The sequence below is a fragment of the Cyclobacterium sp. SYSU L10401 genome (assembly GCF_010993705.1).
Classification (GTDB): Bacteria; Bacteroidota; Bacteroidia; order Cytophagales; family Cyclobacteriaceae; genus Cyclobacterium.
Genome location: NZ_WOFO01000004.1, coordinates 441,686 through 455,534 on the forward strand (window position 1 = coordinate 441,686; position 13,849 = coordinate 455,534).

The 13,849-nt window shown below is 43.7% G+C and carries 12 protein-coding genes; 8 read left to right on the forward strand and 4 right to left on the reverse strand.

Annotated features, from left to right (window positions below):
• Positions 1–5 precede the first annotated feature (5 nt).
• The 5 genes from GL182_RS12440 to ccsA all read left to right on the forward strand — a co-directional run bounded on the left by GL182_RS12440 (position 6) and on the right by ccsA (position 8,646).
• Positions 6–1,118 (forward strand): ATP-grasp domain-containing protein, encoded by a 1,113-nt coding sequence (locus GL182_RS12440; protein WP_163379993.1) that lies wholly within the window; start codon positions 6–8, stop codon positions 1,116–1,118.
• A gap of 659 nt (positions 1,119–1,777) precedes the next feature.
• Entirely contained in the window at positions 1,778–2,416 is a 639-nt protein-coding gene (gene nrfH / locus GL182_RS12445; RefSeq protein ID WP_163379994.1) for a cytochrome c nitrite reductase small subunit, read from the forward strand.
• An 11-nt stretch (positions 2,417–2,427) separates the two neighbouring features.
• Positions 2,428–3,921 carry an ammonia-forming cytochrome c nitrite reductase gene (nrfA, locus tag GL182_RS12450; RefSeq protein WP_163379995.1) on the forward strand — a complete coding sequence of 498 codons (1,494 nt, stop codon included), beginning with the start codon at positions 2,428–2,430 and terminating at the stop codon, positions 3,919–3,921.
• 82 nt (positions 3,922–4,003) lie between these two features.
• Positions 4,004–5,326, forward strand: coding sequence for an alginate export family protein (locus GL182_RS12455; RefSeq protein WP_240469816.1), 1,323 nt, complete (start codon positions 4,004–4,006; stop codon positions 5,324–5,326).
• 197 nt (positions 5,327–5,523) lie between these two features.
• On the forward strand, positions 5,524–8,646 hold the full coding sequence (ccsA, locus tag GL182_RS12460; RefSeq protein ID WP_163379996.1) for a cytochrome c biogenesis protein: 3,123 nt from the start codon (positions 5,524–5,526) through the stop codon (positions 8,644–8,646).
• A gap of 2 nt (positions 8,647–8,648) precedes the next feature.
• Here ccsA and GL182_RS12465 read toward each other — a convergent pair whose 3' ends face one another.
• Complete coding sequence (locus GL182_RS12465) at positions 8,649–9,278, reverse strand: hypothetical protein (RefSeq protein ID WP_163379997.1); 630 nt, start codon at positions 9,276–9,278, stop codon at positions 8,649–8,651.
• A 246-nt stretch (positions 9,279–9,524) separates the two neighbouring features.
• Between GL182_RS12465 and nirK the strand changes: the two genes are divergently transcribed.
• The 3 genes from nirK to GL182_RS12480 are packed head-to-tail and all read left to right on the forward strand — an operon-like array spanning position 9,525 to position 12,416.
• Entirely contained in the window at positions 9,525–11,006 is a 1,482-nt protein-coding gene (nirK, locus tag GL182_RS12470; RefSeq protein ID WP_163379998.1) for a copper-containing nitrite reductase, read from the forward strand.
• A complete protein-coding gene (locus tag GL182_RS12475) occupies positions 11,003–11,776 on the forward strand; it encodes a formylglycine-generating enzyme family protein (protein ID WP_240469817.1) in 774 nt (257 codons plus the stop codon). Before nirK ends, GL182_RS12475 begins: the two co-directional genes overlap by 4 nt.
• Before the next feature lie 43 nt (positions 11,777–11,819).
• Positions 11,820–12,416 carry an SCO family protein gene (locus GL182_RS12480; protein WP_163379999.1) on the forward strand — a complete coding sequence of 199 codons (597 nt, stop codon included), beginning with the start codon at positions 11,820–11,822 and terminating at the stop codon, positions 12,414–12,416.
• A 7-nt stretch (positions 12,417–12,423) separates the two neighbouring features.
• Here GL182_RS12480 and GL182_RS12485 read toward each other — a convergent pair whose 3' ends face one another.
• Genes GL182_RS12485 through GL182_RS12495 form a run of 3 tightly spaced genes read right to left on the reverse strand, consistent with a single transcriptional unit; the run spans position 12,424 to position 13,789 of the window.
• The gene (locus tag GL182_RS12485) at positions 12,424–12,819 is read right to left on the reverse strand and encodes a group III truncated hemoglobin (protein WP_163380000.1); all 396 of its coding nucleotides are present in this window, start codon (positions 12,817–12,819) and stop codon (positions 12,424–12,426) included.
• A 36-nt stretch (positions 12,820–12,855) separates the two neighbouring features.
• Positions 12,856–13,293, reverse strand: coding sequence for an RrF2 family transcriptional regulator (locus GL182_RS12490; protein WP_163380001.1), 438 nt, complete (start codon positions 13,291–13,293; stop codon positions 12,856–12,858).
• 7 nt (positions 13,294–13,300) lie between these two features.
• Complete coding sequence (locus tag GL182_RS12495) at positions 13,301–13,789, reverse strand: hemerythrin domain-containing protein (protein ID WP_163380002.1); 489 nt, start codon at positions 13,787–13,789, stop codon at positions 13,301–13,303.
• Positions 13,790–13,849 lie beyond the last annotated feature (60 nt).

Here is a 13,849-nt window from a genome sequence, read left to right on the forward strand (position 1 = left end):
TTTCTATGAAACGCAAATTAATTAATGTCCTCATCCCGGACACAGAAAGCGGGCACACCATGGCAGTGGTCAGGTGCCTTAAAGGATTCACTGAGATAAAGCTGCATGGCTGTTCCTTCGACCCAAAAAGTCCCTTCAGGTATTCACTTTATAAGGAAAGCTTTACTACTTTAACTGATAAAGGCAAGGAGTCCTATATCAAAGACCTCTTGGCTCTGGTGGAATCAAAAAATATTGATGTGATTCTTCCGATAGATGAAGACAGCTATAGATTTTTCGCTTCCCATAAAAAGGTTTTTCAAGCTAATACCAAGCTGGCTACCCTTTCAACGGAAGGCGCGCTGGCTATCGCTACCAATAAGTATAAATTAGCGAAGTTTTGCGAATTGCATGGGGTACCTGCACCCAAAACCGAATACCTGAATGATTTAATGGAATTAAACCAGGTAAATCAGCAGTCCTTTCCCTATCCGGTAATTGTCAAGCCGGAAACCGGTTGGGGAGGCAAAAATGTTCACAAGCTATTCAAAAAAGAGGAGGTAGAAGCCATCAAACCCCTATCTGACCCCAAACAAGGAACGTATATTGTACAGGAATTTATAGAAGGTTACGATATTGACATGAGCTTTCTGGCAAAGAACGGGGAAATTCTTGCCCATACCATTCAAAAAGGCTTTCTAAAAAGAAGCAATAGGTTCGCGGCTGCTGCAGGAGTGCAGTTTCTCAAAAATGAGGCTGTCTATAATGGGGTAGAAAAGCTGGTTAATAAACTAAATTTCTCTGGGATAGCACATGTGGACCTGAGGTACGACCAAAAGGAGGGAGATTTCAAAATTATTGAGATTAATGCCCGGTACTGGGGCAGCCTGATCGCTTCTCATTTATCAGGAGTCAATTTCCCTTTTCTACATATCTTGGCTGCGCTGGATGAGGACCTTCCCCCTGTTACATTTCAACCAATTCGATACATGGACTTTGTATCAGTGATAAAAATGCGAAAAAAAATATTTTCGGTTAAAAAAAGTGCCGATTTCAACTGGAAGGATACCGATTTAAAATTTATTTTAAGTGATCCCCTGGCTGAAATTTACAATGCCTGGAAAAGACGGATCCGATAATCAGGTAAAAAACGAATGCAAATAAAGAAGATTATTTTTATTTTAGGGTATTGTTACTGTAAAAAACCACGCTTTAATTCATTTAAAAGCGATTTTATACCTGAACCTGTTGTTTATCAACCAAACCTTCCTCTCATCTTGTAAATTTTTTACGTATTGGTTTAAAAAATAACTGAAATATTAAAAATTTCTGATTTTATTCAAAAAATAGGTTTAAAATTTAACCAAAAAAAAGAAGGATCTTGTTCAGATCCTTCAAATTGGGTTTATTTTAAACTGACTAACAGCTATAATGTTTTGGAAAATGGGTTATTTTGAACTTTATCAACTTCCAAATTCTCTTAAACCTAATAAAAATGTGTCACATAGCAATAAAAACGGATGAAAAATTTTGAAATTGTTTTGATTTCAACCCCATGTCAGGTCGTAATTTGGGGTCAACCAGAAATAAAGCATATAAAACGGGACATTAGCAACACTTTCGAACGATCCCAAAGCCATTTGAAATAATTAAATTACTTTATTCTTTTATTTTTCTAACCTTAAATTTTTTGTAAATTACAATTAATAGTAAAAAGCTGATAATGAATATTAATATATGGTGGTGAAACAACCTTTTTAAATAATTGCATTGATTTAATGTAAAAAGAACTTTATTTATGTCTTTTGGCCATCGATTTAAAAGATTCCTTTTTAGGTATAGCCTGGTACCTCCCCATAAATGGAGACCAGCAGCTACCATTTTGCTTGCAGCTATTTTCGGTTTGGGCATTTACCTTTTAAAACTTAGCAATGCCGCCTCCTATTTGTCAGATGATCCACAGGCATGTGTCAACTGTCACATCATGACACCCCAATACATTACCTGGAACCACAGTTCCCACCGGGAAGTGGCGCATTGCAATGATTGTCATGTTCCCCACGACAATATTGCCAATAAGTATTTCTTCAAAGCCAAAGATGGTTTGTACCATGCTTCTGTTTTTACCATGAGGGCTGAGCCTGAAGTAATCAAGGCCCTGGGACCTTCTATCAGGGTCATTCAGAACAATTGTATCCGCTGCCATGAAGATCAGGTTACCGATGCCAAAATGGTAGGTTTTGTAGAAAGCCATAAAGAAAAAAGAACAGACAGGACCTGTTGGGAATGCCATAGGGATGTGCCCCATGGAAGGGTAAAAAGCCTTTCAGCTACCGGACACCAAATTGAACCCATACGGGCTCATGCACCGGCTGATCTTGAAATCATCCCAGAATGGCTGAAAGAATCCATGCAAGAAAAGAATGAACCAAAATAAATACTCAGGTTATGAAAAATTGGATGCTTTTTGGAATTACTGCGATTATCGTATTCCTTTTAGCCATGCTGGCATATACCATCATGGATCGAAAAACGGAAGCCCGTTTTGCCTACCAACCCAAAGTCAAACTAGAAGGTATCGAACCCAGAGATTCTGTCTGGGGATTGAATTATCCCAGGCAACACCAATCCTACCAAAAGACCGCAGACACCACCTTTAGTAGCCTGTACAATACCAGTGGTAAAAGGGATGTTTTGGAAGAAAATCCCGAAATGGTAATATTATGGGCGGGTTACGGGTTCAGTAAGGACTACAACCATCCGCGAGGCCATGCCTATGCGGTAGAAGATATTCGACAAACCCTGAGGACAGGGGCTCCCATGGAGGCTGGAGAAGGCCCCATGCCCAGCACCTGCTGGACCTGTAAAAGCCCCGATGTACCCAGATTGATGAGTGAAGTTGGTGTAACGGAATATTATAGCAAGAAATTTTCGGATTTGGGATCCGAAGTCATCAATCCTATAGGATGTGCCGATTGTCACAACCCTGAAACCATGAACCTGACCATCACCCGGCCGGCGCTCATTGAAGCTTTTGAGGCCATGGGTAAGGATGTCAATCAAGCCTCCCATCAGGAAATGCGGTCACTGGTCTGTGCCCAATGTCATGTGGAATATTATTTTGACAAGTCCATTCCTGGTAAAGAAGATGCCCAGTACCTGACTTTCCCCTGGAAAGATGGTATGGATGTAGCATCAGTGGAAAAATATTATGACAATATTGACTTCGCAGATTGGGTACATCCGCTCAGCAAGGCCCGAATGATCAAAGCGCAACATCCGGATTATGAACTTTATTCTTTAGGCGTACATGCCAAAAGGGGTGTATCCTGTGCCGATTGTCACATGCCTTATAAATCAGAGGGGGGACAAAAGTTCACCGACCACCACATAGGTTCACCCTTAAGCAATGTTGAAAACTCCTGTTTTGTCTGCCACAGGGAAAAGGAGTCAGACCTGGTAACAGATGTGTATGAAAGACAAAGAAAAATCAAAGCCGGTACTTCCAAGCTGCAAAGACTGATCGCCATGGCCCATATAGAGGCCGCAAAAGCCTGGGAATTAGGAGCCTCAGAAACGGATATGGAAAATATCCTTCAGGGAATCCGACATGCGCAATGGCGATGGGACTATTCCGTAGCCTCTCACGGAGCAGCCTTTCATGCCCCGCTAGAAACCAGTAGTATCGTCACCTCTGCTACAGGCATTATTCAGGATACCAGGATTGAGCTGGCCAGGTTATTGGCAAGTATGGGTTATAATCAAAAAGTAGACATGCCGGATTTTGCCGACAAGGATGCGCTTCAGGCATACATCGGCCTGGATATAGCCGAAGAAAAGGCAGCCAAAGAAACCTTTCTGGATCAGGTAGTACCTGAATGGCTGAAAGAAGGCAAGGCCAGACAAGAAAAAAAAGAAGTAACAACCGTCAGCTCAAGGTAATTCAAAACCAACCATACCAACAGGTACCTTAATTTTAAATTGATAACAGCCATCTTATTTTGAAACACGAAAAGACCATTACATGAAGAAATCTTTATTTTTTCTACTTGGGATCAGTACTATGCTGATCTCTCAACCCCTGTTGGCCCAGTTTAACCTGGATGGTCAATTGATTCAGCGGGCAGAATTCAGGAATGGTTTTAGCAGGCTAATACCGGAGGGACAGCCCCCGGCCGGATTTATTGCGCAAAGGGCCAGGCTGCAGGCCAGCTACCAATCGGAACCGGTGGATTTTTACATGAGCATTCAGGATATCAGGGTATGGGGCAATACCCCTCAGGTTAAGCTTTCCGATACGTTTCTTTCTGTACATGAAGCCTATGCAGAATTGCCTATAGGTGATACCTGGAAGGTGAAACTGGGGAGACAAGAACTCAATTATGACAACTTCAGGTTTCTGGGAAACCTGGATTGGGCATTGCAGGGGAGGGCGCATGACTTTGCGCTTGTCAAACAGGAACAGGGAAATCGAAAAATCCATTTCGGCGCCGGGTACAACCAGAGTGAAGCCCGGCTTTCGGGAAACCTATTCACCACAGGCAACCAGTACAAATATGCCCAAATGTTTCGGTATGAAAACAAATGGGAAAACCTGCACCTGTCTTTTTTGTTCTGGAATGATGGCAGGCAATACGTTGAAAGAGATAATGTGGGGACGGTGATTGCGGATGGGGTATACCACAGACAAACCATAGGCATACCCACCTTCAAATACCAATTCCAGCAAACCATGCTGAGCGGATTCTATTACCACCAATTGGGTAAAGATGGTATGGGCCGTACTACCAACGGTTTTGATGTAAATTTACAGGCCAGCCAGCAAATCCCACTGGAAAGTGAAGGCAAAAAACTAAGGTTTGCTGCGGGAATAGAAATCCTCAGCGGTACCCCGACCAATGATTTATCGGAAAACAAATCCTTTTCTCCCTTATATGGAACCAACCACCTATATAATGGCTACATGGATCTTTTTTATGTTGGAGGCACCCATGAGAACAATGTAGGCTTAAAGGATATATACCTGAAGGGACGGCATGACTTCAACCCTTCCTTTTTTATCCAAACTGATGCTCATTTTTTCTCCAGCTATGCGGATGTGTACACGAATTTCGTGTCAGGAGAATTGATGGATAAACGATTGGGTACCGAAATAGACCTTTCCTTTGGTTTGGTCTTTAATCAGGCCATTTCCCTGCAGGGAGGCTACAGTCAGTTTTTTCATTCCGATACCTTTGAGCAGCTTATACAAGCTAACGGATCACTCAAAACCAACCAAAACTGGGCTTATCTGATGTTGATCGTTCGTCCTACCATGCCGAATAAATTTATAGGCATATTGTTTTGACCCTATGAAATCGAGCATGACGAGAACGTCACACAGTAAGATGATTATCAATCATGCGAGATTCCATCTGACAGCTAAAAAACAAATTATAAACACATGAAATCGACACGATTAAAATCATCATTAAACACACAGGGCAATGATTATTTTAATCGTCAAAGATTCCATCTGACCGCTTAAAGACAAATTATAAACAGATGAAATATTTTTCTTTGCTCTTTTCTACAAAAATAACCTTGTTATTGCTGTTGCTTTTTGCCGGGTCCATGGGTGTGGCTACTTTCATTGAAAATGACCATGGTACCAAAGTAGCCAGAGGCCTGGTTTATGAATCCTGGTGGTTTGAAATTCTGATGGTCTGGCTGGCATTTTGTTTTATCAATCATATTCGAAAGTACAAGCTGTTTCATCGAAACCGATGGCCCGTGGGGCTATTTCATCTGGCCTTTATCCTTATCATTCTTGGCGCAGGTATCACCCGGTATTTAAGTGTAGAAGGAACCATGCACATCCGGGAAGGAGAAGCGGCAAGTACCCTCTATACCAGTTCGCATTACCTTCAGCTGAAGCAAGTAAATGAAGGGAAAGTATATGAAAAACCCCTGCAATACATTGCCCAAAATTTTAAGCCCGAAGAATTCAGAATTAGTTTTCCTTCCAGCTCGGAACTGACTGTACGCCTGGAGAAGTACATAGCCGGCGCAAGGGAAGTGTTTGAGAAAGGAGAAGAAACCTATATTGATATGGCGGTAGCCATGGGCCAGGGCAGAGAGGATTTTAAACTAAAGCAGGGAAATGAAATTCTTTTGGACAAACTGGTTTTATCCAGCAAGGAAAACTGCAAGAGCCCCATTTGCATTGGTAAAACGGAAGCAGGATGGTATATCCAAACCCAGGTACACCTGCAGGTCATGGAAATGAGTACCCAGCAGATGGGCGTCTTGCATGAAGGGGAGCGTGCCCCTTTACAATTGCGCAGCCTCTACCAATGGGACGAAGGGGCGTTCATGATCAAGGGAATTGAAGAAAACGTAAGACTGGAATATCAGCCGGAGCCCAACCCCGAGCTGGCCAAAGACTTGCCGGATTATATGGCCTTCAGTGTTCTTGATAAGGATCAGCAAGCCCTCCAATCGGGTTTTATAAAGTTGGTATCCATGGAACCTGCCTGGGTTCCATTTACATTTCAGGGAGAAAATTACCAGTTCACCTATGGTCCCAAAGCCATTGAATTACCCTTCCAACTGTACCTCAATGCCTTCGAATTGGACCGGTATCCGGGTAGCCAAAGTCCCTCAAGTTATGCCTCAGAAGTGATGGTCATGGATGAAGGGCAAGAATTCCCCTTTCGGATTTACATGAACAATGTATTGGACTACAGGGGGTACCGGTTTTACCAATCTTCCTATGACAATGACGAACGGGGAACCATACTATCCGTGAATCAGGATCGTCCCGGAACGCTCCTGACCTATCTGGGATATGGGCTTTTGGCTTTGGGCATGTTCCTCACCTTGTTTGCCAGGGGAAGCAGGTTTCAGATGCTCAACAAAAAGCTTAGCTCATTGAAAAAGCGAGGACCTTTGGTTTTGCTTATTTTCGCATGCTCCCAACAGCTCCATGCCCAGCAAATTCAGCCTTTGGAATCGGTTCTGGTACCCAAAGAAATAGCAGCTGCTTATGGTAAATTAATTGTGCAGGATATAGATGGCCGAATGAAGCCATTGAATACCCTTGCCAGGGAAATTTCAAGAAAACTCACGGGTAAAAGTTATTTTTCAATCGAAGCCCAGCCCAGTAATTTAAGGATTACTCCCGAACAATTTCTTCTGGCTGTACAGTTGGATCCGGAGGCGATGAGCAAGGTGCCGGTAATAAAAATCGACCGGAAAAAGTCCCGGAAAGTTTTTGAGGTTTTGGATATTTCACCCGCTGAAAAAATCAGCTTCAGAGGTTTTATCAATGCTGAAGGCACCTATCTGCTCAATGAAATGGTAGAAAGCGTCAACCGACTAAAGCCTGCTGAAAGAAACGAATCCGACAAAGCGTTATTAAAAATCGACGAGCGGTTTAATATTTTCTACGCCCTATTGACAGGCGATTTTCTGCGCCTTTACCCCAACAAATTGGACGCCAACGATACCTGGTTTACCAGCAGTGAGTTCAATCAGGGATTTACGGAGGAAGATGCCCGGTTTGTAAAAAACATCGGACAACTTTATTTGTCAGGTTTACAAAAAGGACTGCAGGTTGGGGAATGGCAGGAAGCAGAAGATGCCCTCTCGTACATAGCCTTGTATCAAAAGGAAGCCGGCAAGGAAGTTTACCCACCGAAAAGGCTCATCCAGGCTGAATTGTTATACAACCAACTGAACCTGGGTGCCCGCTTGTTCGGGCCGTTCTGGTTACTGGGAACACTGATGCTCTTTTTGGGTATCTCCCAATTGTTTTGGCAACACAGAGTAATGCAAAACATCTGGAGAGTGGGACAGTTGCTTGCCTGGACGGGCTGGCTATTGTTTACCTTTCACCTGGCACTGAGGTGGTATATTGCCCAGCATCCTCCCTGGAGTGATGGCTTCGAAATGCTGGTTTTTGTAGCCTGGGGTATCCTCTTTTTCAGCTTGATTTTTTCAGGCAAATCTAAATTTACCATCCCCCTGGGATTGTTGTTTTCAGGAACCCTATTGTTTGTGGGCTTTCTGGATTGGCTCAATCCCGAAATCACCAACCTGATGCCTGTATTGCATTCCTATTGGCTTAAAATACATGTAGCGATCATTGTAAGCAGTTATGCGCCCCTGGCATTGGCAGCCATTATGGCACTACTGGCACTTGTTTTGATGATTTTTAAACCTAAAGCTCCCAAAGAACGGTGGTGGCAAAGCCTTTTGGAACTGAATATTGTAAATGAAATTGCCCTGACTTCCGGCCTGTTTCTCCTGGCTATCGGAACCTTCCTGGGCGGGGTCTGGGCCAACGAAAGCTGGGGCAGGTACTGGGCATGGGACCCCAAAGAAACCTGGGCCTTGATTTCAGTAATCGTGTATGCTTTTGTCCTTCACCTGAGACTGGTTCCGGCATTGAAAAATGCTTTGGTATATAACCTGGCTAGTCTGTGGGCCTTCGGAAGCATCATCATGACCTCTTTTGGGGTAAATTATTATCTCTCCGGTTTACATTCCTATGCTGCCGGCGATCCCGTACCGGTTCCCAAATGGGTTTATGTGGTGGTGGGGATTTTATTGCTTATTTCTATAATGGCCATCCTTACCTTCAAACAATGGAAGAAAGAAGACCGGAATAAAATAGTCATTTGAAACTATTCCTTTCCGTAAACTTCAATCCAGTCCAGCCGGGAACTTGCCGGGGTCCCTCCCCCTTTCATCAGGTCAGAAACACCTATTTTCAGGACTTTTGAAAGATCAGGAGCCTCCACTGTTTTTCCCTCAATGATGTCGTCCATATTCAGTCTGCGCCAATTCATACTGGAAAGATCAAATTCCGAAACGGTCCAATCTTTGGTTTCTCCAACATGGTCATCGCTCACAAACCAACTACCATCTGGCAATTGCAGCACTACCCGAAGTTGCCGGAAACCGGACTGCCTGCTTCTCCATCTGATTTTACCTTTATCGCTCAAATCCATGGTTTTCTGCTGCCAGGAAAGCGCCATGGCCCAGTTGGCCTCACAGGTACCAGACCATATATAGAATGGGTCATTCGGGATCTCCGGATGGTTACTTTTCTTCAGCTGCTGTTTGGCTGCACCGTATAAATGTAAACTCAGTTCCCTGTTTGCCAGGTGCTCCTGAGTTACCGGCGTTTCGGCAGGTATCTCTTTAAAATCCTCCCGGAACAATAGGGAACTTCCCGATTGGGCAAAGGAGGCGAATGGTTGAATACACAATAAGGACAACAGTAATAAATTAAAATACCGTGAAATTGTCATGTTTTGAAGGCTTTTAAATTTCGTTTAAATTAAGTTTGATTTTTTAAGGTTCAAAATTCGTGGGTAAATAATTTGGTAAGCAGCATTTTACACGGCAATACCAGTATTAGCTGACGAAAGTCATATTCCCTACTAATAAAGGTTTGCTTTTGGATGTGCTTTCGCAGCTATTTTTACATTAGAAAATAATGACAACATCAGCTCTGTAAGCATTTTTAACGGCAAAAAATAAAAAATTTAAACCTCATGAAAACGACTGAAAAAATTTACCCATTAAAAAGATTAAAATGTCTTTTTATCTTTTTATTCATTGGATCTGTACTTTCCTGTAGTCCCGGGCAGCAGGATCAGAAAAAATATTTTTCCAAAAGTGCGGATGAATATGCCGGGATCAAGATCTTCGGAGAAGAGGTGGCTGAGCTGACAAGCCCTCCCATGGTGCCTCCTCCTGTCGGAAACCGACCTGCAAAAAAGCTCTATATGGAAATGGAAATCATCGAAAAGGAGGCAGAAATGTCCGATGGGGTGACTTATTTATATTGGACTTTTGGAGGAACCGTTCCAGGCTCCTTTGTCAGGACAAGGGTAGGCGATCTGGTGGAATTTAAAATTAAAAACCACCCCGATAATAAATTGCCTCATAACATTGACCTGCATGCGGTTACCGGGCAGGGTGGTGGTGCAGAAGCTTCCTTTGTAGCACCAGGCCAGGAGAAAACGTTTTCATTTAAGGTCATCAATCCCGGATTATATGTTTACCACTGTGCCACAGCTCCTGTGGGAATGCACATTGCCAATGGCATGTATGGACTTATCTTGGTAGAGCCGGAAGGTGGTTTACCCCCGGTAGACAAGGAATTCTATGTTATGCAGGGTGATTTCTATACAGACGGGAAGTTTGGTCAACCTGGCTTGCAACCGTTTAATATGCAGAAAGCCATTGACGAAAATCCTGACTATGTGGTATTCAATGGAAGTGTGAACGGCCTTTCCGGTGAAAATGCATTGACAGCCAATACAGGAGAAAGCATCCGGATATTTTTTGGCAATGGAGGACCCAACCTCGCTTCCTCCTTCCATGTCATCGGTGAAATTTTTGATAAGGTTTATGTGGAAGGTGGCAGTCAGATCAATACCAATGTGCAAACTACCCTGGTTCCGGCCGGAGGTGCAGCCATACTGGAATTTGTGGCGGATGTTCCCTCCAACCTGGTACTGGTGGATCACTCCATATTCAGAGCTTTCAACAAAGGTGCCTTGGGAGTACTGGCTGTAAGTGGAGAAGAAAACCCCCAGGTCTTTGCAGGAGAAATCATGGAAGGCATTTACCTGCCCGAAGGCAGCATCATTCAAAACATGCCAAAAAGTGAACTGGAAATGGAAGCTCCCAAGGACCTGAGCAAGTCGGATCGGATCGAAGCAGGTAAAAAGATGTACATGCAGGCCTGCTTTGCCTGCCACCAGTCCAATGGGGAAGGAATTCCCAATGCCTTTCCTCCTCTTGCCCAGTCAGATTACCTGAATGAAGATGTAAACCGGTCCATTGACGCCCTGCTTTTCGGCCTTTCAGGAGAAATCGAAGTCAATGGAAAAAAATACAACAGCATCATGCCTGCACAGCAGCTCAGCGATGAAGAGGTAGCCAATGTTTTGACTTATGTGTACAATAGCTGGGATAACAATGGCACCCTGGTCAGTCCGGAAATGGTGAAAAGCCGCAGAAGATGAAATCAGCGATCCTTCTACCGGTTTTATTGATGGTATCTTTTACCGTTCATGCACAGGATGAAATGATGGTGCCGGTCACAGGCGGGGTATACACCCCGCTTTACGGCACCTCCACGGCCCAGGTGCAGGTAGCAGACTTTTACCTGGATGCCCTACCGATAACACATATGGAGTACCTTTCCTTCGTGGAAAAAAAACCTGAATGGAGAAAATCAGCCGTGAAAGGGCTCTTTGCAGACGAAAGGTACCTGGCATCCTGGGATGGAGATCTCTCCTTTCCAGAATCCCTGAAGAAAAGCCCGGTAAACCATGTTTCCTGGTTTGCCGCAAAGGCTTATTGTGAATGTCAGGGCAAACGTCTCCCTACAGTAGATGAGTGGGAATATGTGGCCATGGCCAGTCCTACACTGAAAGATGCCAGGGAGGATAGTTTGTTCAACCTGGCCATCTTACGCAGTTATGAAAAACCCAGAACCTACTTGCAAAAGGTAGGAAATCAGGAAAAGAACGTATGGGGAATTTCCGACCTGCACGGCCTGGTCTGGGAGTGGACATTAGATTTCAATGCCATTATCCTGACGGGGGAATCCCGAAACTATGGCAACACTGACCTGGGCCTCTTCTGTGCCAGTGGAGCACTGGGAGCCAATGATCTGATGAACTATGCGGCCTTTATGCGCTATGCCATGCGGTCGAGTCTTCACGCCCGGAATAACCTGGCAACCATAGGCTTCAGGTGTGCCAAAACCGGAAAATCTGAAAAGGATTAAACTTTAATTCAAAAGTAAAAACCATTTTTAACCATTGAAAGCCATGAAAAAATTAATCATATTATGTTGTCTGTCCGGAATGCTTTCTGGCTGCAGCAACAGCAACGGTCCCGTGTCGGGAGGAGGCAAGCAGCAGGAGGAACTGCATGACATGTCCATCTACCACCTGCCATCTGATTGGAATACACAGGATGGCGAGAAGATTTCATTTAAAGACCTGAAAGGCCAGCCATTGGTGGTGGTCATGATCTATACTGCCTGTAAAACCGCCTGCCCCAGGTTGGTAGCCGATATGCGGCAGATTGAAGAAAAAACATCTTCGGCTGCCGTACAACAGCCCAGGTATATTTTGGTCAGTATCGACCCCCTTAATGACAGCGCTGAAAAATTAAAGCAATTTGCTAAAGTTAACCAGATGGATGGCGCTCAATGGCTGTTTTTACAAGGGACGGAATCAGGGGTCAGGGATTTTGCCAATATACTGGCAGTAAAATACAAAAGAATAGATCCTATAGATTTCTCTCATTCCAACATCATCAGTGTATTTGATGAGCAGGGAGTATTGCAATACCAAAAAGAGGGACTGGGCTTGCAAAATGATGAAATCATTACAAAAATCATCGAAATAAGCGGGCCATAAAGGGGTTTTATTTTAAAGGATAAATTTCATTTTCCCGGTAATAATTTAATTTGGCCTGAAACATCAAGGCCATTTTTTCTGCCCGCCAGATGGCCTCCTTTGCTTTCTCACCGGTGAATTTTTCATTGACTGTCGCTTTAAAAAGTTCCAACCAGCGTTCAAAATGCTGTGCATCTATCGGCATGCTGGCATGTGGAGTAAAGGGACTACCATAATAGGTGTGTTCTTCCAGCAATATCGTCTGCCAAAACCGGTACATTTTATCCAGGTGTTTGTCCCAGTCGCCCTTAATCCGATTTTCAAAAATTGGTGCCAACAGGGGATCAGCTTTCACTTTTCCATAAAAAGCATCCACCAAACTTTTGATCTGATCTATTTCTTCTATTTTTTCCCTTTTCTCCACTACTGATCAGTTTATACTTTAAAATTGAAAATGGTCCTAAAGAATGGAATGCAGGGTGGCTTTGCCACTGGATACCTCATCAGCCAGATCCCTAAGCGTCTTTGCTTTGAGCAGACTGGCAAGTCCCTCCCTGATTGCCTTGTACTCATGATGAATGGGACAAGGGTTAGCTACCGAACATTGCTTTAGCCCCAACCCGCATCCAATAAATAGTTTTTCCCCATCAATGGCCACGACCAAATCCATTAGCCGCATGTTTTCTTGTTCGTTGTCAATATAAAACCCTCCATTGGGTCCTTTGGTGGAACTGACAATATTCTGCCTGGCCAGGGACTGCAGGATCTTGGCTGTAAAGTACTCGGGAGCATCAATCTCCTTACAGATATCCTTCACCCCCAGTTTATTTCCTTTTTTGCTCTGAGACCATATATAGATTACAGCCCTTATGCCATACTCACAAGCTTTTGAAAACATTTATTTATTAGTTATCTTTTTTCCAAAATTCATCCTCCCAAATTTCGTCCCCAAACCGATGACTTTCCGATATTTTTTCTCCCAACCTTTGCATTTCATCCGGGGAAAGAACGTCTTGCATGTGTTCGAACAGGATTCGCTCTTCAAACCGAATGTGGGCTTCCAAACTCCCGGCAAATTGATAGAGGTGATTCGCACTATGTTCCTCCTCCCCACTCTTAATGGTCTCAAAAATACCAAGAATCACTTCATGCTGCTCCTCGGCTTCTTGCCGCAACTCGTCTTTTTCATCCAAAAACGGAAATACCCCCAATTCCTCCAATTGAAAATGAGGCAGCAGGTGATGCTCAACATAATAGATCAGGTAATTGCAAATTCTCGAAAGGCTTACTTCAAAGGCCAATCCTTGTCTGATCTTCCAAACCAATAGCAAGCCAAAATGATGGTCCCTCGACAAAGGTACCAACGCTTCATGTCTCTTTAGCGGTTTTTGCATGAGATTTCTTTTTTTGCCGCAAGACTTTTTCCAAAATAAAGCACAAACAAATATAGACAA

Bases quoted from the DNA above. Each gene is read 5' to 3' on its own strand.
- GL182_RS12440 (WP_163379993.1), top strand. From the start codon at position 6: ATGAAACGCAAATTAATTAATGTCCTCATCCCGGACACAGAAAGCGGG.
- nrfH (WP_163379994.1), top strand. From the start codon at position 1,778: ATGTCTTTTGGCCATCGATTTAAAAGATTCCTTTTTAGGTATAGCCTG.
- nrfA (WP_163379995.1), top strand. From the start codon at position 2,428: ATGAAAAATTGGATGCTTTTTGGAATTACTGCGATTATCGTATTCCTT.
- GL182_RS12455 (WP_240469816.1), top strand. From the start codon at position 4,004: ATGAAGAAATCTTTATTTTTTCTACTTGGGATCAGTACTATGCTGATC.
- ccsA (WP_163379996.1), top strand. From the start codon at position 5,524: ATGAAATATTTTTCTTTGCTCTTTTCTACAAAAATAACCTTGTTATTG.
- GL182_RS12465 (WP_163379997.1), bottom strand. From the start codon at position 9,278: ATGACAATTTCACGGTATTTTAATTTATTACTGTTGTCCTTATTGTGT.
- nirK (WP_163379998.1), top strand. From the start codon at position 9,525: ATGAAAACGACTGAAAAAATTTACCCATTAAAAAGATTAAAATGTCTT.
- GL182_RS12475 (WP_240469817.1), top strand. From the start codon at position 11,003: ATGAAATCAGCGATCCTTCTACCGGTTTTATTGATGGTATCTTTTACC.
- GL182_RS12480 (WP_163379999.1), top strand. From the start codon at position 11,820: ATGAAAAAATTAATCATATTATGTTGTCTGTCCGGAATGCTTTCTGGC.
- GL182_RS12490 (WP_163380001.1), bottom strand. From the start codon at position 13,293: ATGTTTTCAAAAGCTTGTGAGTATGGCATAAGGGCTGTAATCTATATA.
- GL182_RS12495 (WP_163380002.1), bottom strand. From the start codon at position 13,789: ATGCAAAAACCGCTAAAGAGACATGAAGCGTTGGTACCTTTGTCGAGG.